The 26026-nt window shown below is 52.9% G+C and carries 14 protein-coding genes; 8 read left to right on the top strand and 6 right to left on the bottom strand.

Annotation, left to right across the window (positions count from 1 at the left end):
• Positions 1-34: 34 nt before the first annotated feature.
• From ABD851_RS05370 to ABD851_RS05345, 6 genes are all read right to left on the bottom strand, one after another.
• A complete protein-coding gene (locus ABD851_RS05370; protein ID WP_344976619.1) occupies positions 35-1546 on the bottom strand; it encodes a sulfatase family protein in 1512 nt (503 codons plus the stop codon).
• A gap of 54 nt (positions 1547-1600) precedes the next feature.
• The gene (locus ABD851_RS05365; protein WP_344976616.1) at positions 1601-3727 is read right to left on the bottom strand and encodes a prenyltransferase/squalene oxidase repeat-containing protein; all 2127 of its coding nucleotides are present in this window, start codon (positions 3725-3727) and stop codon (positions 1601-1603) included.
• A 241-nt stretch (positions 3728-3968) separates the two neighbouring features.
• Positions 3969-5483 carry a RagB/SusD family nutrient uptake outer membrane protein gene (locus ABD851_RS05360; RefSeq protein ID WP_344976613.1) on the bottom strand — a complete coding sequence of 505 codons (1515 nt, stop codon included), beginning with the start codon at positions 5481-5483 and terminating at the stop codon, positions 3969-3971.
• Between the two features lie 19 nt (positions 5484-5502).
• Positions 5503-9021 carry a SusC/RagA family TonB-linked outer membrane protein gene (locus ABD851_RS05355; protein ID WP_344976610.1) on the bottom strand — a complete coding sequence of 1173 codons (3519 nt, stop codon included), beginning with the start codon at positions 9019-9021 and terminating at the stop codon, positions 5503-5505.
• Positions 9022-9201: 180 nt separating this feature from the next.
• The gene (locus ABD851_RS05350) at positions 9202-10158 is read right to left on the bottom strand and encodes a FecR family protein (RefSeq protein ID WP_344976607.1); all 957 of its coding nucleotides are present in this window, start codon (positions 10156-10158) and stop codon (positions 9202-9204) included.
• A 125-nt stretch (positions 10159-10283) separates the two neighbouring features.
• A complete protein-coding gene (locus tag ABD851_RS05345; protein ID WP_344976604.1) occupies positions 10284-10862 on the bottom strand; it encodes an RNA polymerase sigma factor in 579 nt (192 codons plus the stop codon).
• Between the two features lie 215 nt (positions 10863-11077).
• Between ABD851_RS05345 and ABD851_RS05340 the strand changes: the two genes are divergently transcribed.
• From ABD851_RS05340 to ABD851_RS05305, 8 genes are all read left to right on the top strand, one after another.
• Positions 11078-12175 (top strand): formylglycine-generating enzyme family protein, encoded by a 1098-nt coding sequence (locus ABD851_RS05340; RefSeq protein WP_344976601.1) that lies wholly within the window; start codon positions 11078-11080, stop codon positions 12173-12175.
• Between the two features lie 13 nt (positions 12176-12188).
• Entirely contained in the window at positions 12189-13463 is a 1275-nt protein-coding gene (locus tag ABD851_RS05335) for a hypothetical protein (RefSeq protein ID WP_344976598.1), read from the top strand.
• A 104-nt stretch (positions 13464-13567) separates the two neighbouring features.
• The gene (locus ABD851_RS05330; RefSeq protein WP_344976595.1) at positions 13568-14152 is read left to right on the top strand and encodes an RNA polymerase sigma factor; all 585 of its coding nucleotides are present in this window, start codon (positions 13568-13570) and stop codon (positions 14150-14152) included.
• A gap of 89 nt (positions 14153-14241) precedes the next feature.
• Positions 14242-15420 (top strand): FecR family protein, encoded by a 1179-nt coding sequence (locus tag ABD851_RS05325; RefSeq protein WP_344976592.1) that lies wholly within the window; start codon positions 14242-14244, stop codon positions 15418-15420.
• A 299-nt stretch (positions 15421-15719) separates the two neighbouring features.
• Positions 15720-19031: a TonB-dependent receptor gene (locus ABD851_RS05320; RefSeq protein WP_344976589.1), complete on the top strand. Its 3312-nt coding sequence runs from the start codon at positions 15720-15722 to the stop codon at positions 19029-19031.
• A gap of 11 nt (positions 19032-19042) precedes the next feature.
• Positions 19043-20893: a RagB/SusD family nutrient uptake outer membrane protein gene (locus tag ABD851_RS05315; protein ID WP_344976586.1), complete on the top strand. Its 1851-nt coding sequence runs from the start codon at positions 19043-19045 to the stop codon at positions 20891-20893.
• Between the two features lie 55 nt (positions 20894-20948).
• Complete coding sequence (locus tag ABD851_RS05310) at positions 20949-23822, top strand: DUF2961 domain-containing protein (RefSeq protein WP_344976583.1); 2874 nt, start codon at positions 20949-20951, stop codon at positions 23820-23822.
• Between the two features lie 33 nt (positions 23823-23855).
• On the top strand, positions 23856-26024 hold the full coding sequence (locus tag ABD851_RS05305; RefSeq protein ID WP_344976580.1) for a DUF6259 domain-containing protein: 2169 nt from the start codon (positions 23856-23858) through the stop codon (positions 26022-26024).
• The last annotated feature ends 2 nt before the right edge of the window (positions 26025-26026 follow it).

Genomic DNA, 26026 nt, shown 5'->3' with positions numbered 1-26026 from the left:
GCCTTTTCCTTTATCGCTTTACGCTTTTTTGCGGTTAGTAGGTATCCTGATAGGGAATATGATTGCGTTTGGCGTCATTTTTCTTCAGGGGTATCTCCATCCCCTTGGTTTTATCCAGCCAGTCCCACAAATCTTTTTTCAGGCTTTTGGCAATGGCATGGTACTTCGGGTCCCGGATAAGATTATTCATTTCTTCAGGATCGTTTTGCAGGTCATAGAGTTCGTTAATATCCCACACGCCCCAGTTATAGATATACTTGTAACGATCGGTCCGGATACCGAATATGGTCGGCGTCATGGGGAAAGCCCATTCCCAGTAGTATTCATAAAATATCTCTTTTCTCCAGGCTGTCTGTTTTCCTTCGAGCAGGGGCAGAAAAGATTTACCCTGCATCTGAGCCGGCTCTGCAATACCGGCGAGGTCCAGCACCGTAGGCGCGATGTCGATATTCTCCACCATCTGCTTCACCTTTGTGCCCGGCCGGATCAACGAAGGGCACCACGCCAGCAGCGGCACGCGTATGGAGGTCTCATACATATCCCGTTTGTCGATCAGTCCGTGCTCCCCGAACTGAAAACCGTTGTCCCCCATATATACAACCAGCGTATTCTTGTCCATATGATGATCCTTCAGCCATTGCAATACCCGGCCTATGCTTTCATCAATGCCCAGCAGGGTCTCGCAATATTTACGGTAAAAGGTTTCAAACTGCATATTGCCGTCATATAAATGATCCACACCGTGCCAACTGTAACGCTGACGCCTGACCCAAACGGGGATGTCGGCATAATTGACCGGCGTCTGCGGACCGGTTTGTTTGCCGTAGTAGCGACTGGAATCGGTTGCGGTCAGGTACATGGAAGGAGGACAGATAATGGGCATGTCCTTATAGACGCCGTCGTATTTTTTCCCGGGATTGAACATGGCATGTACCGCCTTATGCGACAGGTAGAGGAAGAAGGGTTTGTCCCGGCTGATGGTATCCAGCCAGCCCAGCGCGTAGTCCGTCAGCAGATCGGTGATATATCCCTGCTTCTTTACCGGTTTGCCGTTGATGTTCAGCGCCGGATCCATGTATACGCCCTGCCCTTTAAAGCTGATCCATTCATCAAAGCCGGGTTGGGGAGCCCCATTGGTATTGCCCATATGCCATTTACCCAGAAAAGCGGTATGATAACCCGCTTTCTGCAGGTATTCCGGAAAAAACACCAGTCCTTTCGGCATCGGCGCCTGGTTATCCACCACGGTGTGGGTATGGGCATATTGTCCCGTGAGAATGGACGCCCGGCTGGGCGAGCAAAGCGAGGTGGTGACAAAAGCATTCTGGAGATGGGCGCCTTCAAGCGCAAGACGATCCATGTTCGGCGTTTTCAGCCCGGGGACCTTATGCATAAAACCCATAAAGTCGTACCGGTGGTCGTCGCTCAGTATGAAGATTACATTGTATCTCCCCTGCTTTGCGGTCTGTGCTTGGGCGTCGCTTATCCCCAAAGCAAAGGTCAGCAGGACCAGCAATCCTTTTTTGAAAAAATACTGTTTGATCATTTCCCTGTTTTGTTAAGGTCCTTCTGATGCGGCCGTCGCGGTCCTGTTCTCCGGTTACCAGCTATAATATAAAGTGCGCTTAATTACACGCTGCGCTCCGTCTTCCTTCCGCATGAGGATAGCGCTGATCTCATACTTCTTTTCCCGCGGAGCGGGGACGGTATAGAGATAGTAACTGTCTGTAAGCCTGCCGCGCCGGTCCTTTTTCTCTACATACAGCGGCTTGACCGGCGTGCCGTCAATGCGCAGCTCCTGCAGCGTCACCAGGGGCCTCCGCAGCACCGGGCGGGTGGCCTGCCACCAGCAGCGGATGCGTATAGCCATTCCCGTATCAGGCCGCGCCGCCTCAAAGGAGTCTGCAGGGGTAACCATGGTAATGATCGCCCAGGGGCGTTCCGGAACTGCAGGGTCTTTTCCGCTCCACCATTTCCATTTGTCCTGCCGGGCCTTGATATAGGCCTGTACGCCGGGGGCTCCGCCCAGCATCCGGGTCTTATAACCGGTGAGCGAATCATGCCGCACCGCCACCACCCGGTTGGCCTTCAGGGCCTTCATCATTTCCGCATAGGTAGGGGCATTGCCCAGGAAAAGGGTGCGATACGCAGTAAGCTCATCAGACCACCACCAGGCTTCGGTACCATGGGCATCCTGTAAAGCCACGAAGGGATACTGGTACCGGTACTGGTACAGATAGGGATTCCAGAACAGAAAGTTTTGTATAAAGTGTATCGTGCTGATGGCCGCATATCCTTTGCGCTTTACCGACTCGTCCAGCAGCATCCGGGCCAGCGGCTCGTTGTTGGATATCTGTAAGAGCAGGGCGCCGCCATGATCCAGCAGCGGCTGTACAAATCTTTTCCGGTACTGCGCCCAGGCGGGGTCCTCCCCGATATCCGGCAGCTCCAGGCCGGCGGGGGCGATGAAATCGAGGATATGACTAAAGGTTCCCATGCCCGTTATCGTTACATTTTTTCCATAGGGCTCGTCGGTGGTAAAAAAAGTCACGGGTACCTTTTTACGGTCTGCGATCCGCTGGGCCGCCGCCGTCCATCCCGCCGGTCCGTTTTTGGATCCCCAAAGCTGGATATGCAGGCTGTCTGCCAGCTCCACCGCTTCTTCCGGACTACCCGACCCCTGGGCTTCGAACTGCACCGTGAATACCTTCAGACCCGAAAGATCAGCAGTATCATCCGGCGGAAGCTGCCGGACCGTTTTTGCCGTATCCAGCGCCGAAAAAGCATTCAAGGTCTTTAAAGCATCCACCGCATAATACGTGGATATGGGTGTGGAGGGCAGTCCGGGCCGGTTGCCGAAACCGCCGTCGGCGTTTCGCAGGGAAAGCAGGTAGCGGATACAGGCATCCCTGTCGGCAGGAGCTGCCGATAGCAGCTGCAGGGTCTTTACAGCCGCCCAGGTATAGGCCACCTCGTCATTGGCCCCGATCAGCGGGTGCGGCTGATGGGTAAAGCCGCCGTCGGCCAGCTGGCAATTCCGGACCCAGGTTATGGTTGCCTGCTTTTGGGTTTCGCTTTTCCCGAGGATATGCAGTACGTATATGCTCCAGTAGGTATTCAGCACATTGCCATCCCCGCCGTCAGCCGCAGGCGCGTTATTAAAGCTGCCGTTCTTCCGGCGGCGGGATTGGAGATAGATCAGGACGGAGTCCCGGTCCGGATGTGGAAGGCCCAGCAAATCGCGGCATACCGGCGTCATCATATCCTGTATCAGCACGGGATAGCCGTGCTTTTCATAATTGGCGATATCACCGGCCTGGGAACGCCATTGGCTTACCGGCTCCCTAAAGCTGCTGACATCGCCGCCCAGCCAGCGGATGGCCCTGATCTGCTGGTAAACGAGGTTGCGCATCTCCGCACCGCTGGGACCGGCCTCGTGGTTGGGACCGTGCTGCGGATGATGGGTAAGGATAAAGGCGGCAAGCGCGGCTTTGTTCTCCGGTAATGCGCCGATATCGTTGAGGATGCCGGTAACGGCATAGGTGGGGGTAAGATGCGAATCAGGCTGATCTTCCCAGCCATAGCCCCCGTCGCTTTTTTCCAGCCTGGTATGAATATAGGACAGCAGTCCTTCCTTCCATATTGACTGAGCGCCGGCCGTAGCGGCCATAAGCACAAGCACCAGGCTCAGCGCCGCCCGCATTCCCGGCAGAGCAGTATTTTTCATCCGTTAGTCTTTTACCTTTTTAATGATCGCCCGCCTATTTACGTTCTCGCTCTCTCCATTCACCTCTCCCCTTTTACCTTTCGCCTTTTACCTCATTTCCTCCTTCAGGTGGGGGCCCCAACTTCTACCTTTTACCCTTAATCTTTTACCCTTCGCCTCCCCTTTCAGGGGCCTCGGGGGCACCCTTCTCTTTTTCACCTTTCCCCCTTTAGAGGGTTAGGGAGTTGAGGGACACCGGGGCTTAATAACCCGGATTCTGTACCAGCTTGGTATTGTTCAGCTCCGGCAGCGGTATGGGCAGCAATTCGTTCTTACCGGCCACAAATCCCTTGGAGGCCAGCACCTGCGCCGCCCTGCCCGTACGCACCAGGTCGTACCAGCGGTGACCTTCCGTGGCCAGCTCCAGGTGGCGTTCGTTATAGATATGCTCCAGCGTGGGGGTAACCGGCGACAGTCCCACCCTGGCCCGCACGGCATTCAGCAGGGCGCCTGCCCGCGTCATATCCCCGCCGCTCTGTACCAGCGCTTCGGCTTCCATGAGGTAGGTATCGGCCAGACGTATCTCGATATAGTGCTGCGGATAGTTGATGGTAGGCGGACCGGCGCTGGTATTTTTAAATTCCTCCAAGGGAGCAAACTTCTTTACAAAATGACCGGTATTCTGATAGCCGGGGACATAGCTGGCGAGGTCCAGCTTTACCAGGCTGTCCACGTCGGATATGGTGGTGCCATACCGGGGATCGTAATGGATAACGTCAAAAAGTTCCTTGGTCACCGGGCATCCGCCCCAGCCCGAGTAATAAAGCGGGCCGCTGTAGCTTCTGGGGCCGAACATGGTAGAAGCTATAAATCCTTCTACCTTGGAAGTGTTGCCCCAGCCGGAGGCTGCAATAGAGGTATGGGTGATCTCGAGGATAGACTCGGTATTGAACGGGTTGTCCGGGCGGAAGATCTTGCTGAAGTCGGCCAGCAGATGATAACCATATTTGCTGGTGCCCCCCGGGGTTCCGTTCACCTCCGCAAACTGCTTTGCCGCCGCCTCCCATTTTTTCTCATAGAGATATACCTTACCCAGCAGGGCATGTGCGGCGCCTTTCGTGATGCGTCCGCCTTCCGTGGCGGCAGGTACGGTATCGGGAAGCTCCGGCGCGGCAATAGCGGTCATCAGATCCGACTCGATCTGCATATATACGGAGTCCGGCGTGGCTTGCTCTACCTGGTAAATCTCTTCTTTGGATAGCGGCGCAGTAAACAGCGGAACATTCCGGAACAGCCGCACCAGCTCAAAATAATAATATGCCCGCAGGAAATGCGCCTCGGCAACATACCTTTTCTTCACGGCCTCCGTCAGATCCGGGATATCGGCATCCAGCTTCTGGAGGATGGTATTCACACGGGAAACGCCGGCAAAATCCTTTTGCCAGAAATCCAGCTGCGGGCCATTGGCCGCATCCACATGATAGCTGTCCCAGGTGTTCAGGTAGGGCACATCGGAGGAGCTGCCTCCGCCACCGTCGCAGTCGTCACCCGCAGCTTCCAGACAGGCAAAATTGGCATAGGCATTTATGCCTCCCTCCCATCCCATAGGATCATAAGCCGCCACCAGGCCGTTAAAGGCTTCCGCCGCATTCTTATAATAGTTGGACTCGACCTGCGTGCCCCTGGGATCCGCTTCCAGGAAATCTTTGCTACAGCCCTGGAAGATCAGGCAGGACAGCAACAGACCGGTCACATATTGAATCGAAAATTTTTTCATCATATCTGTTTTTGTATGATCAGAAACCAATGTTCAATCCCAGCAGGAAGGAGCGCGACTGCGGGTAGATGCCCCTGTCGATACCATAATTATTGCTGCTGCCGCCGATCTCCGGATCAAAGCCGGTATAAGGAGTAAAGGTGAACAGGTTGTTGCTGCTGAGATAGATCCGTACCTGTTGCAGATGGGCTTTCCGGACCAGCGCCTCCGGCAGGGAGTACCCGACCTGCAGGGTCTTCACCCGGAAATAGCTGCCGCTGGACAGGTGAAAGTCCGAAGGGTAAGCAAAATTCTTGTTGTCATCCTTTGTACTCAACCGGGGATAGGTATCGGAGGTGCCTTCCCCGTGCCAGCGGTCCTCTACCGTGGTCTGCCAGTTGGCCGTGGGGATATCCAGCCGCCGCAGTCCCTGGAATATCTGGTTTCCCGCCACCCCCTGTCCGAACACCAGCAGGTCGAAATTTTTCCAGGAAGCATTCAGCGTAAAGCCATAGGACCAGTCCGGTATGGGATTGCCGATAAAGACCCGGTCGGCGTCCGTGATCTGTCCGTCATGGTTGGCATCCACCCAGCGAAAGTCGCCCGGCACGGCCTTGGGTTGGATGGGCTTGCCGTCCGGACCGGTATAGTCGGCGATTTCTTTTTCGTTCTGGAAGATACCGTCGGTCTGAAATCCGAAGAAAGCGCCGATGGGATGTCCGAGGGCGGTACGGTTCAGCTCATAGGTGCTGCTCTGCAGCGTGGCATCCCCTTCCAGAAAGTCCTTGTCTTCGCCCAGGTAGGTCACCTCATTTTTCAGATGCGAAATATTGCCCCTGACGTTCAGGTTAAACGCCCCGAAGCGCCGCTCATAGCCCAGCTCCAGCTCCATACCCCGGTTTTCCATATCGGCGACATTGCCAAAGTAACTACCGGTGGAACCGACATAACCGGGGAAGGTTACGGGTTGTAAAATGCCGGTGGTCTTTTTGGTATACCAATCGAAGGTGAGGTTCCAGTTGCGGAACAATACCGCATCCAGACCGAAGTTGAGCTGGCTGGTCTGCTCCCATTTCAGATCAGGATTGGCAGGGGCATCCGGGCTGTAGCCGATAGTGTAGTTATTATCACCCAGCGTATAGTTCCTACCGCCGCCAACCGTGGAAAGATACCTGAAATCGCCGCCTAACTGATCATTCCCGGTGACACCATATGAGCCGCGAAGCTTCAGGAAATTGATTGTTTTTTTTGCCGGCCAGAAATTTTCCTGTGTGGCCACCCAGCCTACCGATGCAGAGGGGAAGTAGCCGTATTTATGACTGGGGCCGAAACGGGAGGAGCCGTCCCGGCGGATCACGCCGGTAAACAGGTATTTGCCCTCATAGTCGTAGTTCAGCCGCCCGAACAGCGAGCTGACCGTATGCCAGATGCCTTCATACCCGTCAGATGTCTTATCATCTGCCGATATGTTGTAATTCATTGAGGCCTCTTTGAAGCTGGTCGCCGGAATGTTGAAATAGGTAACGCTGAGGCCGCTGCTGTTGTTATCCAGGTAAGCGCCCTGCCCGAGGAGGACGGTAAAATCGTGATCGCCGACCTTATGGTTATAGGAGATGGTGTTTTCTATGTTCCAGTTCAGCGACTTCTCACGGTCCCGGGCAAACGAAGTCTGCGTAGACATCTGGTTCGAGTTCAGATAATACAGCGGCGTGAAGTTCTCGCTGCCCCAGTAGGAAAGCGTGGTTCCCAGGGTGGACCGCAGCTTTAACCCCTTTAGCGGTGAGGCTTCCAGGTAAGCGTTGCCCACGATGTCGTCGGACCAGTTATAATTTCCTTTCCGCGTCTGTATATAGGCCAGGGGATTGGTCACCTGCTGGGCCACCTCCTTGGAGATACCGTAAGGGTTTCCATGAGCATCCCGCTCTACCGCCTGGTCGGCATAGGGCGGCGCATCGGCTTCCGCAGGATCGGTGATCACGGGCAGGGTGATCGGATCCAGCATAATGGCGCTGCTGAGCGGCCCTCCGAAATCGGTGTTCCCGCTCACCCCGCCCAGGTTTTTGGTGTGGGAATACCCCAGGGTCTGCCCGAAGGTGAGCCACTTGGTTATCTTGTGCGAGGAGTTGAGCCGGATATTGTACCGTTTGAATTCGGAGATGGCCGTCGCCACGATGCCCTGCTGATCAAAATAGCCGAAGGAGGAATAAAAGGTGGATTTCTCGCTGCCGCCGCTGATGCTCACCTCGTGGTCTTGCACCCATGCGTTATTGTTGAACACCAGGTCTTGCCAGTCGGTGCCTTTTCCCAGCGAGGAAGGGTTATCAAACTTGGGTTGTCCTCCTCCGTTTACCGATTGCTCGTTGATCATCCCGGCGTATTGAGATGCATCGAGCAGCTTCAGCCGCTTCGCAGGCGACTGGGTCCCGAAATAGCCGCTGTAGCGCACATGTATCCCGTTTTGCCCACCCTTCTTGGTCGTCACCAGGATCACACCGGCAGCGGAACGAGCGCCGTATATGGCAGCGGAGGCCGCATCTTTCAGCACCTCGATGGAGGCGATATCTGCGGGATTCAGGTAATCGATATTGCCGGTGCCCACCACGACCCCGTCTACCACATAAAGCGGATCGCTGGCGCCTTCGTTCAGGGAAGTGATGCCCCGTATCCTCACGGTGGAGACGGCACCCGGTGCACCGGAACTCGAGGCAATGGTCAGCCCGGAGGAGCGACCCTGTAAGGCCTGCTCAACACGGCCGATCTGCTGGTTTTCCAGGTCGCCCGCCTTGATGCTTGAGATGGCGCCGGTAACCACGCTTTTTTTCTGCGTGCCATAACCCACCACCACCACTTCGTTCAGCCCGCTCGTATTGGCAGACAGGCGGATGACCAGCGGGCCATTCCCCGCGGAGAACACCTCTTTCTTTTCATACCCCACATAAGAGCAGACCAGGGTGGCCCCGGGGGGTACGCTAAAGGAGAAATGTCCTTCTACATCCGAAACGGTACCCCGGTTCGTGCCTTTTATCTGGATCGTGACACCCGTCAGCGGCGTTCCTTCCTCATCGGTGACCGTACCCCGGATCAGCGTGTCCGCTCTAAAAAAGGCGGAAGCGGAAAACGGAATGATCCGGTCCGGCATCCGCAACTGCATAGCGCTGCTCCAGGCGGGCCTGGCGATTACAGGGCGGGGCGGCTCGGTTTTCGTACGGACTGAGAAATAATGATCGATCTGCTTGAACTCCAGTCCGGTCTGACCGGAAAGATGCAGCAGGATATCGTGCAGCGATTCACGGCGGCCGGAAAGCGAAACCATCTGTTGCACATCGAAGCGGCCCGCGTCATAAAAAAAATGAAATTTCGTCTGTTGCTCGATGGTTTTGAAGATCTGCTCAAGCGGTTTGTCTTCTGCCTGAAGGGTCAGGAAAATTTTTTTGGCATCCTTTTCCTGTCCAAATCCGTCTTTTGCTGATAAAAGAGAAGTAGAGGCTACGATAATGCTGAATATCAATATAGAATAACCACCCATCATTATCGTATAATGGATAAAGTTTTTTTTCATAAATTTGAAAAGTTTTAAGGATTATCATCTTTAAAATGGCAAGGTTGTGTCTGGCGCGTATCCCCATACTTTACCAACACTACCTTACTGGTACGCTGCCGGTAGCTGTAAGGCTACCGGCTTTTTTTAAGCTGTACTGAAAAGCTGCATCGTTATTTTATCATTAAAAAGGTTGATGATTTATCTGGTCAGAATAAGGCTGTCTCCTTTTATGCTATAGCTGATATTACAGGAATAGGCGATGGCTTTCATGACAATATCAAGAGGCTGTCCCGCAAATTCCCCGGACACAGACCAGCGCACCTGTTTCAGGGTTTCATACCGGACATCGACATGATAATACCGGCCCAGCTTTTCCACCACCTCCCCGATACCGGCATCTTTAAAATACAACACGTTGTGCCGGTAATCAAACCGCTGGGGAGCAGCGATCTTCTTGCGCATATTCCCGCTGTTCTTATCGTAGGTGATCTCCTCGCCGGGATCCAGCAGAAAGCCCTTCTTCCCCTTTGCCACCGAATAATCCTCCACCCTTACCCTGCCATAGGACAATAGCACGTCTATTTTATCCTGTCTGGCCCGGTTCACTACCTTAAACGAAGTGCCCAGCGCTGTGGTATGGACGGCGCCGCTGATGACGGTAAACGGACGTTGTTCATCACGGGCTACTTCAAAGAACGCAGCGCCTCCTTTCAGGATGAGCTCCCGCCGGTCCGCGGGAAAAGGCTGCATTACCTCCAGCACCGATCCGGGATTCAGAAACACCACCGAGCTGTCGGACAGCATGATCCTTTTCTGCTCTCCCGGCCCCGTGGCATATACCCGGGGCTGGCCGGTCTCAACCCCGGCCCGTCTTATAAAATAAGCCAGGACCACCGTAGCCGCTACAACCAGCAGGGCCGCCGCCATACCCAGCCATTTCAGGCCGTGCTTCCGGATCAGCGTGGACGGTGCAGCTGCCTTGATACCGGAGTATATCCTTTCCCATAATTTATTCTTCAGCTCCGGAGGCAGCCTTTCCGCATCTTCCGGCAGGGGCCATTCGCCATCCTCCAGCCAGGCTTCCACCCGTTTTTTCTCTTCTTCATTACACCGGCCTGCGCTGTATCGTTGCAACAAAGCCCTGTTGATCTGCATAGGTTATGTCCGGTTTTAAAGTTAGCTAAGCCCAGCCGGTACAGATAAGTTCCCTGAAAACCGAAATACCCTAAAAATCCTTCGGAAATAAAAGTTTTTCCGCCTGTACCGGAAAAGGCACCCGGTCAATGCAGGGGAAGATAGAGTAGAGAAACCGCCAGCAGCAGCGTGTATTTGTTCAGCGTACGGATCGCTTTTGAGATATGGTATTCCACGGTTTTCACCGACACGCTGAGCCGGGCGGCAATCTTTTCGTAGGTAAGGCCGTCCTCGCGGTGCAGCAGGAATATCCGCTTTGTTTTTTCGGGAAGGGATTGCACATCATGATGAAGCTGCAGGGCAAGCTCCTTAACTTCGAGACAATATTCCGGCGAATCCGTTTCGATGACCGGAAACCGGCCGCTGTGATCCGGCATGTTAAGCTGGCCGCGCTGACGCTGACGGCGGATGAGACATTTCAGCGCATTGTTCTTGACCGCCTTTACCAGGTAGGCATCCAGCCGCTCCACCGTAACCTTGTACCGGTTGTTCCAAAGAGAAAGATAGACGTCCATGACGATGTCCTCGGACTCTTCCCGGGAGCCTGTATAATAATATCCCAGCTTATACAACCGCTCCCAGTAACGCTCATAAATATCCCGGAAGGCTTCCTCATCTCCTTCTTTGAGACGGCTCATCAATATTTCGTCCAGGGGATTGTTCAAGTGACCGGTTTTGCAGAGGTTTAAATTACTACTTTTTCCATTTATTCCTAATTTAACGGCTAAATTAGAAAAGAATAACAGCGGAGACGGGCTTTACATTTGAAGTTAATGTTAACTTTGGACCTTCCGGCTCTATCCGGAACGCTTTGTTTCATGAATAATAAATGATCACAGCAATGCGCCTGAAATTTTCGCCAACCTCCAATACTGCATCAATGATACTGGCCGTGGCCCTGTTCGCCTCCTGCGGACAGACCGCTTCGCATCAGAACAGTCCTCCGGCTGATTCCATGTTGTCCTGTCATAACAATATGCCGGAACGTTTCGGCGCTGCCCCGGGAGATACTGCTTCGCATATCCCCGCCAAAGGCAAGGTCAGCCACGAGGGGATGAAGTTCATTCCCGAAGGCACCTATCGCATGGGCGATCTGGACGGGGAAGGAAGGCCGGATGAATCGCCTGCGCATACCGTAAAGGTAAACGGCTTCTGGATGGACACCCACGAGGTAACCAACGCCGAGTTCCGGGAATTTGTAAAAGCCACCGGTTATGTTACCACCGCCGAAAAAGCGCCGGACTGGGAAGAGATAAAAAAGCAGGTGCCCCCCGGCACGCCGAAACCGCCGGACAGCCTGCTGGTCGCCGCCTCCCTGGTGTTTACTCCCCCGGACCATCCGGTACCGCTGGACAATGCCGCACAGTGGTGGCGCTGGGTAAAAGGAGCAGACTGGCGGCACCCCGAGGGACCGAACAGCAATATCAACGGTAAGGATAACTATCCCGTGGTGCAGGTATCCTGGGACGATGCACAGGCTTATGCCCGCTGGGCCGGCAAGCGGCTTCCCACGGAAGCGGAATGGGAATGGGCCGCCCGCGGCGGCCTGAAGGATAAGTCCTATCCCTGGGGCAACGAGGGTATCGAAACCGGCAAACCCAAAGCCAACACCTGGCAGGGGCATTTTCCCGATCGCAATTCGGACTGGGACGGCCACACCGGCCTGGCCCGTACCGCTTCCTATGCCCCTAACGGATACGGACTATACGATATGGCCGGTAACGTATGGGAGTGGTGTGCGGACTGGTACAATGCCAATTATTACCAGACCATAGCGGGCAAGGTGTCCGACAATCCCACCGGTCCCGCCGCCAGCTATGACCCGATGGAGCCCACCATCCCCAAAAGAACGATACGCGGCGGCTCCTTTATGTGCAATGCCTCGTACTGCAAGGGCTACCGTGTAGCCTCCCGCATGAAAACCTCCCCGGACAGCGGACTGGAAAACCTGGGCTTCCGCTGTGTCTCGTCGGAATAAAACGATAAATAAGATGGCATCCTCAAAAACGGCAATGACCGTTCTTCTCGTACTGGGCGGTATTTTCCTGTTTGGCTTTACGCTGATCCCCTCCGGCAGACCCGTCTCTGCCGACGGAACAGCAGCCGCCCCCGCAGGATATACTTTCGACCGCACCATATCAAGGCCCGTGCTTGAAAACTATCTTTCCCGCGCCATCACCATGCAGGACTTCCTGACCGACGAGGACGATTTTGAGGACAACCTCCGCATGCTGAAAAACATCCATGCCAAATTCATCGGGCGCAGCATCTGCCAATGGGCCGGCGAGGACCAGCTGCTGCACAATTTTGAAGTGGAAAAGAAGCTGATCCCGCGGGCGCATGCCGCCGATCCCGAAATGATCCTGGAGGCCTGCATCTTCGAGATCGTCACCTCGCGCGTCGATGAAGTGCCCGTTCCCTCCTGGGTGTTTACGGCTTTCGGACTGCCGGCGGAAAAAAGAAACTTCCGTTATGCCGATATGCTTTTCCCGGACGGACGCTTTAAAGATCATTGGAAAAAAGATGCTTCGGTGCCGGATGTAAGCCGGGAGGAAACAAAGCTCTGGTTTTATTTCCTGGCCGCATCCTATATCGATATGGGCATAGAAGCCATTCACTTCGGACAGGTGGAACTGATGGATCAAAATGACCCCAACCTGGATAATTACGAGCAGGTGTTCCGCATGATAAGGGCTTATGCAGCGAAACATGCCCGCCGGCACTTGGTGCTTTGCGACGCTCATGTGCCCGGCGGGGGACTGATACGCAACGGGAAGCTGCTGCTGGATTTCCATGCCTTCCCGCTAAGGATAAAGGAAACGCCGGACAGCCCGCAGCAAGCCATCCTGCAAGCCGGATTTTCAGATGGCATCTATAACCGGAGCAAAGGCGGACTTACCTACAGCGGCTGGAAATGCGACCACCTTCCCTACCTGGTGGAGTTTGACAACTATGGGGTGAGCAAACACCCCGGCGAGGCCCATGCCAGCAAAGGCGGTTTTCTCTGGATATGGGGATACGATGAGATCACCTGGTTTGCGCAGCAACCCAAAAAATACCGCAGCTACTGGCTGCATTATGCCTGGAGCTGGGTACGAAAAACCGATCCTGCAGGCTTTCTGGAAATGCCGGGAAGCCGCGTGATGACTTCTCCCCTCGATCATAAACGGTGGTATCATGCCAACCCGCCCGGCAACGCCATACCCGACGGATACGGCGATGCGGAAACGATCCGCGCCATCTGGGCCGGCGACCCGGTACGGTAGTTACACATCCGGGCAGGACACCGGAGAATAATTCAAAAATGATTATCTTGGTCTTTACTTGAGATTGTTTCTGAACTCATCCGGTTGGTCCTAAACTCATGCATATGTCTCCTCTTTACCCTGACCAGGACTATCTGCTGCTACGGCAGCTGCGGGAAGGATCTATTCAGTCGTTTAACCTGCTGTATGAAAAATACTGGGAGCCTGTATATGATCAGGCCTTCCGGCGGCTAAAAGACCGCGACCGCGCACAGGATATCACGCAGGATATATTTACCCGGCTATGGATAAAGCGGAATGAGCTGAGTATAGATAACCTTCCGGCCTATCTGCATGTCTCCGTACGCAACCGGGTGCTGAACCTGTTCGAAAAAGAACGGCGGTACATCCCTTTTGAAGAACTCCTGGCCCGTAATATGCATCTCTATGGAGACAGGGCCGATGCGGAAGCGCTGCGGCATGAGTTCCTGAAGGCCTATCATGCGCTTGTAGAAGCCATGCCTGCCGGACAGCAGAGCATATTCCGGTATTATTATGAGGAAGGGCTTACTACAGCCGAAATTGCAGATTGCCTGCAGATTTCCCGCAAGACCGTCCAAAATCAGCTCGGCCGGGCTGTCGCTACCCTGCGTGCCAATCTTTCCCATTTATTTTTCCTGTTGATCATTCTCACCTTCACCGGTCAGTGATCATCTTTCCGGAACATTTTTTCCGGTCGCGTGGGAGTTTTCCGTTCCCAGCTGTCATTATCCTATACGGCTTGCTGTAATCAGCCCTCATGACGAAGAAACAATTTATCCGGATCCTGCATAAATACAGGCGGAGTAAGGCTACCGAAAAGGAATGCAGATTCATCGAAACCTATTATGCGCTGTTTGACGGCGAGCCCGGTACGGAGGACGACCTGACCCGGGAAGAAAGGGAAGAGCTGAAACAGCGGATAAAAAATCAGGTTTGGGAAAATATTTACAACCATGAGGCGTCGCAGGCAAAAGAGAGGAAACTGTTTGTCCGGCCGGCGAGGATTGCCGCCGCCGTGCTTATGCTGCTGGCAGCAGGTGTCTTCTGCTATCTGATGACAAGAAGGGCGCCCGGGCATAAAAATGCCTTAGCGAAAAGAGAGACCGGAAGATATGAAAACAACGTATCACCCGGCGGCCACAAAGCCGTGCTCACCCTCTCCAACGGACAGCAGGTAACGCTGGGTAACTCATCCGCAGGAGTGCTGGCAAAACAAGGAGGCGTAATCATCCGGAAGCAGGATAGTGGCGAGCTGGTTTACCATAATGCATCCGGCGAGGCGGCTACAGGTCAGGTATATTACAATACCATAACCACTCCTCAAGGCGGAGAATATAAGATTGTGCTGTCCGATGGTACAAAAGTATGGTTGAATGCCCGGACCGTTTTACTTTACCCCACCGCATTCACCGGCAATGTCCGCCGGATAACCCTGAGCGGAGAAGCCTATTTTGAAGTAGCGCAGGAGGAACATACTCCTTTTATAGTAGAAGCCGGTCACACAAAGATACAGGTGTTGGGTACGCATTTCAACGTGAATGCCTATGAGGACGAAGGAGCGGTCAGGACTACGTTATCAGAGGGAGCTGTCCGGGTTTCAGCCGGTAAAGAAAGCCGGCTGCTGAAGCCGGGCGAACAGGCCAGCCTGAATAATCGTACGGGCAGGTTAAAGGTAAAGCCCGCCGATGTAGATCGTGCGCTGGCCTGGAAAAACGGGTTGTTTTATTTTAACAATACGGATATTCAAACCATACTGCGGGAAGTAGCGCGATGGTATGACGTGGAGATCGTGTATCAGGCAAAAGACCTTGAAGGGAAACGCTTCAGCGGAGTAATGTCTCGCTACGCCGAAGTATCGGCCCTGCTCGAAAGGCTGGAGTTGACCGGGACGGTGCATTTTAAAGTGGAGGGAAGAACAATCATCGTGCTGGACTGATATCCCTCTTGCATATATTATAACAACTTTATGAATAATTAGCGAGATTGATTTTCTCCGGGGAAAATCTCCCGGATGCTATCTGACCACGCTATTATCACCATGTAAGACGCAGGGTCCACAATAAAAACCGGAAGCATTCGCGGTGCTTCCGGCGGATGTTTGGGCAACCCTATCTTACAGACAGGACCATTTAGACGATTAAACCTAAACCCAAACCTGACAAAGTTATGCAATTAATCTTTACAGGCCTCCCTGTACCCCAAAAAGGGAGACTTCTTCCTCAGACAATGTTGGTTATGAAACTTACCATCGCGTTATTACTGGTCGCATGCGTGGAAACAAGCGCTGCAGGATATGCACAAAGCATCTCATTTTCCAGGAAACACGCGTCCTTCGAAGAAATCTTCAGGGAGATCAGGAAGCAGACCGGATACGATTTTCTGTACAACAGTCCGATGCTGAAAAGGACAAAACTGATCAATGTAGCGTTCGATCACACTCCGCTTTCCAAGGCGCTGAACGAGATGTTCAGCAACCAGCCCCTCACCTATACCATTATAGGGAAGACCATCGTCGTCAAAGAAAGAGGCCAATCTCCGCCGTCCGCACAAAAAAACCTTCTTCCGCCGGTAAATATCCAGGGGACGGTCGTGGACTCAGCCAGCGGAAAACCCCTGTCCGGGGTAACCGTACAGGTAAAAGAGGGTACGGCGGGTGCAACTTCTGATGAGCACGGAAGGTTTGAGCTATCCGTGCCTGATAACGCAGTACTCATCATTTCTTATCTGGGTTATAATAAAAAAGAGATACCGGTAAGCGGAAGATCAGTCATCAATATATCCCTGTCCTCCTCTGCCACCGGCTTAAGCCAGGTAGTAGTGGTGGGTTACGGCACACAGAGCAAGGCCACCATGACGGGAGCTGTTGTCTCTACCGAAGGAGATAACATCAGACAATCTCCTGCAACGAATCTCTCAAACAGCCTGGTAGGGCGCTTGCCGGGCCTGAGCGGCGTTACCCGTTCCGGGGAACCCGGGAGCGACGAAACCTCCCTTCTCATCCGCGGCTCCAATACATTGGGAGACAATACCCCCCTGATCGTTGTAGACGGAATCCCCAACCGTGACTTTTCCCGCATTAACCCCGCTGACATTGAAAGCATCACCGTTTTAAAAGATGCTTCAGCAGCCATCTATGGCGCCCGGGCTGCAAATGGCGTCATCTTGGTGACTACTAAAAGGGGAAAACTGGGCAAGCCCCAGATTTCGGTCAATCTGAATGCAGGCTTTCAACAGCCCACTGTCGTTCCCGCAATGGCCAATGCCGGGCAATATGTGACCATGCTGAATGAAATTGCTTACTACAGAAACGAAAGCCTGGGCCGCTATCAGGTTTATTCAAAAGACGATATACAGGCTTATAAAGACGGTTCCGACCCCTGGGGACATCCCAATACAGACTGGTTTGATGCTGTATTCAAGCCCTGGTCCAGCCAAAATTATGAGAACGTCTCTATTTCCGGAGGCACAGAGAATATAAAATATTTCCTTTCTCTGGGCGTGCACAACCAGGATGGCGTCTATAAGAACAGCGGCACAAAGTATTCCGAATATAACTTCAGAAGCAATATTGATGGAAAAATATCCAAAGACATCTCCGTCTCATTAGATTTTGCAGGCAGCCAGGAAAACAGGGACTATGCTGTCAAAGGCGTAGGAAGTATCTTCCGCAGCATCTTTCGCGGCAAACCTAATTCATCGGCATATTGGCCGAACGGAACGCCCGGACCAAGCCATCTGGAATTCGGCGATCAGCCCGCTGTTACCAGTACGAAGGCTACAGGATATAACCTGGATAAATGGTACAGGCTGCAGACGAACGGGAAGATAAATATCATTATTCCCTGGGTTGAAGGGCTGTCTATTCAGGGGAATATTGCGGTTGATAAGACAATTCGAAATCAAAAAATATTTCAAAAGCCCTGGTATCTCTACACCTGGGACGGGAACCCGGATCACAAAACAGTCCCCGGAAAAGTGGGATTGGAAGCCCCCGATCTGACACAGTCCCTGAGCGACGGCCAACAAATCACGCTGAACTCATATGCCACATACGAACACACCATCGGACAACGGCATAATGTAAAGTTTATGGCCGGGGTGGAAAGACAAACCGGCGAAACCGGCAACTTCAGTGCGCATCGTCAGAATTTTATTTCAGCGGCTATCGACGAATTGTTTGCCGGGGCCGCAGACCAGTATATGACCAATACCGGTAACGCAAGTGATGTGGCAAGGCTGACCTATTTCGGCCGGGTAAACTACGATTACAGCCATAAGTACCTTCTCGAATTTGTCTGGAGGGACGACGGATCCTATATCTTCCCAAAAGACAAAAGATTCGGCTTTTTCCCCGGTGTATCCGGAGGGTGGCGTATCTCTGAAGAAAAATTCTGGAAAGATAATATAAAGGTCATAAATGACCTGAAGCTCCGCGCCTCCTGGGGACAGACCGGCAATGACCGTATTGTTCCTTTTCAATATCTTTCTACCTATGGATTCAGCGGGAACTATGTATACAATGTAAACGACATAGCGCCCATGTTGAACGAATTGAGAATTCCTAACCCGAATGTAACCTGGGAAGTGGCCAACCAGTCGGGTGTCGGCATTGACGCCGCGCTGCTGGACAACAAGGTAATAGTGAACCTTGATTACTTCTACAATATCCGTTCCCAGATCCTCTGGCAAAGGAATGCCTCCGTACCCACTTCCACCGGTTTAACCCTGCCGCCTGAGAATATCGGCAAGGTCAGCAACCGCGGCTGGGAGGCTACCGTACGGTATATGAACCAGGCCGGCGACTTTAAATACGATATTTCCGCAAGCGGCAGCAAGGTCAAAAACAAGATCCTCTTCTGGGACGAGACGCCCGGCGTGCCGGAATACCAGAAATCAACCGGACGTCCGATGGGAAGTGCATTGTACTATGTGTCAATGGGCGTATTCAAGGATCAGGCGGAAGTGGACAAGTATCCGCACTGGAGCGGAGCCCGCCCGGGCGACGTCATTTTCAAGGATGTAAATAACGATGGCAAGATTGACGGACTGGACATGGTAAGAGACACCAAAAATGATCTGCCCACCTTTACCGGAAGCTTTAACGTCAGCCTGCAATACAAACAATTTGATCTCTCCCTGCTTGTTCAGGGAGCGGCCGGATCTCAGAAATATATTACCATAGAAGGAGGAGAAACCGGAAATTATTACAAGCTCTGGGCAGACAACCGCTGGACGCCCGAACATCCGAGCAGCACCTATGCCAGGGCATGGGATTATAAGGATCCCTACTGGGATGTCCAGCCCAATACCTATTGGCTCTACCCATCCGATTATATACGCCTGAAAAACATAGAGCTGGGATACAGTCTCCCGGAAAAGATCAACAGCAAGATCAATATTGAAGGGCTCAGGATCTACATCAACTCTCTCAATCCGTTCACGATATCGGATCTCACCAGGAAAAAACTAATGGACCCCGAAGCATTGAACAATTACTCCTATCCGCTTCAGCGGGTGATCAATATGGGTCTGACCTTAACCTTTTAAATTTAATTCCGATGAAAAGGATCATTCTGAACAGGATAATAGCACTACTGTTTCTTTCCACTATACTGTCATGTAACAACAATTTTCTGGAGGTAGCTCCCTCCAGCGAGTATTCTGAAGATGCCGTATGGTCCGATCCCGCCCTGATCGAGCCATTCGTAAGCAGCATGTATTCAGCAAATTTCGGCATGCCCTATGCCGACCGCCAGCTAAGCGACTTCTCGGATGAATCGCGCAGCACCTGGTCCACCACCTATAATTTTAACAAATCCCTGATGAGCCCGGACGGGCTGCAGGAATGGGAAAGCGGGTTCGGACCGGAAGCCACGCTGCCCTTACGGTGGCAACCGCTGTATGCCAATGTAAGAAGGGAAAATATCTTCTTTTCCAAGATCGGTTCTGTACAGGCTACCACAGATGCAGATAAGGCCCTGGTAGAAAGGCTAAAAGGAGAAGTTTACTTCAACCGGGCCCTGACCTATCATTTGCTGACTGCCTTATACGGAGGGGTTCCGATCATTACAAAGGCCTATACCCTGAGCGACAGCTTTACTGTTGCGCGGAATACGTATCAGGAATGTATTGATTTCATCACCGGCCAGCTGGATTCGGCAGCTGCCTATCTGCCGTTGCAAAATCCGGCCGACCTGCAGGGACATGCCACCAAAGGAGCTGCTTTGGCGCTCAAATCGAGGGTACTATTATACGCGGCAAGCGATCTGCATAATTCGGAAAAGAACGGCATTGTATCCGACGGATATCCGCATCCTGAACTATTGGGCTATACCCAGGGCAATGCGGCAGACCGGTGGAAAGCGGCCAAGGATGCCGCCAAGGCAGTCATTGACCTCGGCCTATACGACCTGTATAAAAAAGACCCTGCCCCTACGGATTATGTGGCCCAGAATTTTATAGATTATTTCTCCTCCTACGGCGGAAACGAAGAGGACATCCTGTTACAGTATTTCACACCGACCTATGGCGGAGCCGGCTATGTAGCCGGGGTGGTCAGTGATCCGAACGGCTACAATTGCTGGGGCAATCAGACTCCGCTCCAGGAACTGGTGGATGATTATGAAATGAGCGACGGGAGCAAGTTTTCCTGGACCAATCCCGCAGAGAAGGAAAATCCTTATGAAAACCGGGAACCCCGCTTTTATGCGACCGTGCTTTATGAAGGAAAACAATACAGGAAACGCCCTTCCGGCTATCAGACGATAGATCCCTTCGATAAGATACAGGTGGGAAAGGTATATCATACCAGCGGAAAGCTGCTCGTGGCCGGCATTGACACCCGGGATGGCCCCGTGAACACGGCCAACGGAGGGTATACGGGATATTATAACCGGAAAATGACGGATACTACCGTAGAAGCTGAATTTGTGCGTCAGGACATCCCTTTCAGACAGTTCCGCTATGCAGAGGTCCTGCTGAACTATGCCGAAGCCTGCACCGAATTGGGAGAATATGCCGAAGCCCGTACCTATATCGACATGATCCGCCACCGGGCCGGACTGCCCGACCTCCCCGGTACGCTGACGGGGAACGCATTGCTCCAGGCGTGCCGGCACGAGCGGCGTATTGAGCTGGCATTTGAGAATTTCCGGTTCTGGGATATCAGGCGGTGGCTTATCGGAAAGGAGGTCATTCATCAGACGCATGCCATAGATATCCGGTACACGACCGATCAAAACGCTTCGACCTACCGCAGGAGCGATGGCTCTACCTGGGGGAAGCCCGTTTACAAGGTGATAGAAACTCCCGGAGATCTCCGGATATGGGAAAACAAGGATTATTTCTTTCCCATCATGAGAGACGAGATGAACAAGAACACAAAACTGATTCAGAACCCGGGGTATTAACAGCATTCCCGCCCCGGACTTCCATAAGGCCACATGAAAACCAATCTGTCAGATTATGAAAAAACCAAGGATATCTTTTGCTTTATCACTGACGATAAACCGTCTGATCCGCGCAGTCATTCCAGTGTTATGCGCTGTGCAGCTTATCCCCGGCGCCGCGTCCGGCCAGGAGACTACCCGGATGGAAAAGGAACATTTCACGCCGGGCCTGCCCGGCATGCAGGATATTGCAGGGCTTCCTTTTATACATAAAGAAGGTACCGAAACCAGACAGTTCAGCTCGCACGATCCCAGCGGCGGCAACAACGACGGCAATTTTACCAAGTCCTATACAAAGTACATTGACAGCAACGGAGAGTATGTGATCTTCGATGCCTCCGGACCAGGCTGTCTTTACCGCCAGCAATACAACATATGGTGGATCGGCCGCTTTAAAGACCCCGGCAAGACCCATATCAAGTATTACTTCGATGATGAGTCCTCACCCCGTATCGACGTTCCCATCAATGATTTTTTCGGAGGTAAGATATCCCCCTTCACAGCTCCCTTTTCATTTCTGGACAGCAGCTTCCGGTTTGGGAACCTCTACTATCCGCTGCCCTTCAGGAAGCGGCTGAAGATCACCACCACCTACGACCTCAACCGGCTGAGCAAAGACGGCAGCTTTTATCCGGCCTCCTGGTACCAGTATACCTACCTGACCTATGCAAAGGATACTGACGTACAGAGCTGGTCAAAGACCTCCGCGAAGGCCCCGGACGAAGTGATCCGGCAATGGGAAAATACCGGTGCCGATCCCAAGTCCGAAGATGGAAATATCAACCTGACAAAAACCGTCAAAATACGAGCCGGCGAACACGCGACGATGGCGGAGATCAAAGGCGAAGGCGCTATTGCCGGGATCCATCTCTACCTGCACCCCTACAACCGCGACCTGTTTTACCATACCCATCTGCGTATATATTGGGACAATGCAAAGACCGCAGCTGTGGACCTGCCCCTGTCCAGCTTTTTCGGGAGCGGCGGAGAGACTTACAAAAACTGTGAGGATATACATACCAGAACGCTGAAAACCCTCCTGTACGGTTATAACGGTCAGGCGCATACTTTCTATTCTTACTGGCCGATGCCTTACTGGGAATCGGCCCGGATCGAGTTGTGGAACGACAGCCAGACCAACATAGACTCCCTGCAGCTGAATATCGCATACAAGCCCGCAGGTGCGCGTCGGTATCCCAGGGAAAGCGCCGGCTACTTTTATGCCAAACGCACGATTGCACAGGATACCGGAAAGGGCACATTCGCCACTGTCTTCCGCGAAAACGGCAGCGGTCATGTAGTAGGTCTGTCCTTTTATTCAAATAACTATGCCATGGACGGAGACGAATTCACCTATATTGACGGCAGCCATACCGCTCAGATCCACGGCGACGGAACGGAAGACGACCATAACCAGGGCTGGGGAGGCGACGCTTATCAGAAACCGCTCTGGGGCGGGCTCATCAACGGATACCAGGGGGCTTACCGGCTATACCTCAACGACGCCTATATCTTTAATCACGATATAAAGATAAACTACGAATATTCCTATGTAGGAGGACATGATTACGGCGGTCAGGTGGACGCCGTGGTATATTATTATAAATCAGCCCTGCCGGGGGATCTGGTGCTTACCGATGCGCTGGATATCGGCGATCCGAAATCAGAAGCGGCGCACGATTATAAGATATCCGGTAAAACATGGGAAGACACAAAGCTCAGCGGGTATGACGGCTATGAGCGCAACTACGAATATGACCGGGTCAGGGACGACGGTTACGGCTATAACGGGTCCGGCGAATTCGTCGCCCGCATTTCCCCCGACAATAAGGGTATCAGGATCCGCAGACGTATCTACCGCTCCGGTAACGGGATCCAGCGCGCCAATGTGTATGTAGACGGCGTCAAGGTAACGGAGCGGCCCTGGGATATCTGCACCTTGTCCTCAGCCCCCTATTATCAGGGCTGGTATGATACCGATTTCGAGATACCGGCTTCCTATACCCGCGGAAAACATGCGGTGCGCATCAGGATCGAATACCTGAAAGGCGACGGAAGCGGCGCCGATATCAACGCATTTTACTACTGGATATATTCCTATTCCGGCGATATGCCGGCGGCCGGGAATCCTGTCATCAAGAATCTGCGCGTTGCCTCCGGAAAAGATTACGGGGTCCGGCTTTCCTGGGAAACGGACCAGCCCGGCCTCCCGGGCCGTTACTTCCGGATATTCAGGAGCTCAAATCCGGATTTCTCCGATCCTGAACCGGTAGGCTCCAGCAATACTTATAACTTTACCGATAAGCGCGTACTTCCGGAGACCCGTTATTATTACCGGATCGCCGCAGGGCCCGAACCGGAACAGGATCGTTCCCAAACAGTGAGCATAAAGACCGCTGCGCTGCCCCTGCATGCCACGGCCCAATTTCTTCAGACAGATACGTCCACCAGGGAAAACTGGTTCTGGAAATACGGATCAGAAGGTTTTCTTGCTTTTAATTTTTCATTTGAGCGGAACGCCCGGGCGCTTCCCGATTATATCTCGGGCGTGGAGTACGGGAATTTTGAGAACCATCCGGGCTCATTCGTTTCTGTAGGCGGACTGGAAACGAAGGATACCGGCTCCATCACCCTTTACGTAAACGATAGCCGGCAGCACAGCCTGGGCGTTTATCTTTATGATTTTGACAAAAAAGGCCGGAGCCAGCAGATCGAGATAAGCGATCTGAAGGGAAATCCTGTCGCCCCACGGCAGGTAGTGGACGACTTTAAAACCAGCAGGTGGCTGCTTTACCGGTTTTCCGGAAGCATCAGGATAAGACTGACCAACCGGCAAGATCAGGGCACAGCGGTCATTTCTGCGCTGACATTCGACCAGCCCAATCCGTAACCCAAAAAATACCATAGCTAAAAAGATAAAGACATGCAGAAAAAGATTTTGCGGAGCATGCTGTTGTGGTGCTCCCTATTGAGCAACACGGCCCTCCTTCATGCCCAGTCCGAGGTCATACTGGAAAACCAGGCTTTCAGGATAGCGGTAGATAAGTCCACCGGCGCTTTGTCCTCTTTTCTGGTAAAGCAAAACAATGCCGACCTGGTTAGTGAAAAACGCCTCATGGCCAATTTCAGGATAGGCCTTCAGTCGAAGGATAATTTGTCCAACTACATAGACGGCATGCAGCAACATGCAAAGTCGGTCGTCCGGGAAAATAATGCGATCAAGGTTATTTATGCAGGCATGAGCTCTCCGGAGGGCTCCTACCCTATCGAGCTTACTTATTGGATCCGTCTCAACGGGGATGAGGCTTCTTTTGAAGCAAAGCTCGTCAATAAGGCCGGAGACCCCGTCTCCGAATTCTGGTTTCCCCGCATCGGCGGATGGAAATCATTCGGAGACCGGCAGGCCAAGCTCGCCGTCCCGGGATATGCCGCGGACTGCGCAAACAATATCAGCCTGTTCGACAATTACCCCGGGAGAAAAGGCCTTGGCTCCGAAGCGGCAGAGTGGTCGACAGACTACCCCGGCGGCATGTGCATGCCCTGGTGGGATATCTATGACAAAGACAGGGATGTGGGTCTTTATATGGGTTACCAGGATACCATTTGCCGTTACACCACCTGGCATACCTATCTTATGCCGGATATTTCCGGGGAGAGAGAGGGCGCATGGCTTTCCGACAGCCAGGCTGCCGGTCAGCCGGTAGGCATGGTTTTCTCCCATGTTTTCTATCCTTTTATACATTCCGGGGAAGCCTTCAACACCGGAAAATTTGTGATCAGCGTGCACAAAGGCGACTGGCACAGCGGATCACAATCTTACCGGAAATGGTTCATGGCCCATTTCCCGTTTGATAAATCAAAAAGCTGGCTGAGGAAAGAAAGCTCCTGGTTCACTTCCATCATCTATCAGCCGGAGGACAAAGTGGTAACAGATTATAAGGGCTATGATCAATGGACCCGGGACGCCAAAAAATGGGGAATAGGCTGTTATGAGCTTATAGGATGGGACAGCGGAGGTCTGGAAAGAGATTACCCGATCTACATCCCTGAGAAAAAGATCGGGGGGGCAGAAGGGTTCAAGACCCTCTTGAGTTCCATTAAAGAAAGGGGCGACCATTGCCTCGTCTTCGTCAATTACAATATCCTGGATCAGAATACCGACTGGTACAGAAAAGAGCTGCACAAATACCTGGCGCAGGACCAGTTCGGAAACGCATCCTGGTTTGGCGCCTGGGGAGAAAGCACCCTATTGGCCCGCAAGGGCCTGAGCAGCCGGCACCATGCCCGGGCATCGGTAGTTCCGGAACTGCAGCATATCCTGGAGCAATACCTGGTCCAGCTGGTCAAAGATGGCGCGCAGGGATTCCAGATCGATAAGGTCGTAGCGGGTTACGGGCTGGACTTCAACCCGCTCAACAAAGCAAAGCCTGATGTGGCCTTATGTGAAGGACTTGTACAAGGCATAAGCCGCCTGCTGGAAAAATGCAGGGCCGTAAACCCCGACTTTTGTCTGGCCTCCGAGTTCGGGCTCGACAGGCTGATCCCTTATATTGATATCGGATACCGCAACTCGGCCGGCTTTGCCGGTATCTCTCCGCTGCATTATGTCTTTCCGGAGTGGACAGCCTGTCAGCATATCCCTACCCCCCGGGATTTCAACGGGGTGAATGCGGCCGTCATGACCGGCGCCGTGCTGTGCGTGGAGCCTGAAGAATATCAGGGATCCCTGGACCAGCCCCTGTACCGGGACCTGGCAAAATATATCGGGGCAGTAGAGCGTATCCGGAAAAAATTTGCCGATATCATTTTCCTGGGGAAATATGAGGACAATCTGGGCGCTGCGGTGAAGGGAATCGACTCCAAATCCGCATCCAATCTGCACTACAAGGTATGGAGCGATACAAAAACCGGCCGAAAGGCGGTCATCGTAGCCAATGATTCTCCCCATGCTATCCAATACACCTGGGAATTTGAGGATAAGGATATAAAGCAGGCCACGCTGTATACTCCATTCGGAGAACCCCGGGACATCGCACAGGGCGCTACCCTGAATATCCCGGGTAACGGGCTCAATATCATAATCGGGAATTAACG

The sequence above is a fragment of the Compostibacter hankyongensis genome (genome assembly GCF_039541075.1).
In the GTDB taxonomy this organism is placed as follows: Bacteria; Bacteroidota; Bacteroidia; order Chitinophagales; family Chitinophagaceae; genus Compostibacter; species Compostibacter hankyongensis.
This window is presented reverse-complemented; position numbering and strand designations above follow the sequence as displayed.

Bases quoted from the DNA above. Each gene is read 5' to 3' on its own strand.
- ABD851_RS05325 (WP_344976592.1), top strand. From the start codon at position 14,242: ATGACGAAGAAACAATTTATCCGGATCCTGCATAAATACAGGCGGAGT.
- ABD851_RS05355 (WP_344976610.1), bottom strand. From the start codon at position 9,021: ATGAAAAAAAACTTTATCCATTATACGATAATGATGGGTGGTTATTCT.
- ABD851_RS05340 (WP_344976601.1), top strand. From the start codon at position 11,078: ATGATACTGGCCGTGGCCCTGTTCGCCTCCTGCGGACAGACCGCTTCG.
- ABD851_RS05310 (WP_344976583.1), top strand. From the start codon at position 20,949: ATGAAAAAACCAAGGATATCTTTTGCTTTATCACTGACGATAAACCGT.
- ABD851_RS05305 (WP_344976580.1), top strand. From the start codon at position 23,856: ATGCAGAAAAAGATTTTGCGGAGCATGCTGTTGTGGTGCTCCCTATTG.
- ABD851_RS05330 (WP_344976595.1), top strand. From the start codon at position 13,568: ATGTCTCCTCTTTACCCTGACCAGGACTATCTGCTGCTACGGCAGCTG.
- ABD851_RS05365 (WP_344976616.1), bottom strand. From the start codon at position 3,727: ATGAAAAATACTGCTCTGCCGGGAATGCGGGCGGCGCTGAGCCTGGTG.
- ABD851_RS05335 (WP_344976598.1), top strand. From the start codon at position 12,189: ATGGCATCCTCAAAAACGGCAATGACCGTTCTTCTCGTACTGGGCGGT.
- ABD851_RS05320 (WP_344976589.1), top strand. From the start codon at position 15,720: ATGAAACTTACCATCGCGTTATTACTGGTCGCATGCGTGGAAACAAGC.
- ABD851_RS05350 (WP_344976607.1), bottom strand. From the start codon at position 10,158: ATGCAGATCAACAGGGCTTTGTTGCAACGATACAGCGCAGGCCGGTGT.
- ABD851_RS05360 (WP_344976613.1), bottom strand. From the start codon at position 5,483: ATGAAAAAATTTTCGATTCAATATGTGACCGGTCTGTTGCTGTCCTGC.
- ABD851_RS05370 (WP_344976619.1), bottom strand. From the start codon at position 1,546: ATGATCAAACAGTATTTTTTCAAAAAAGGATTGCTGGTCCTGCTGACC.
- ABD851_RS05315 (WP_344976586.1), top strand. From the start codon at position 19,043: ATGAAAAGGATCATTCTGAACAGGATAATAGCACTACTGTTTCTTTCC.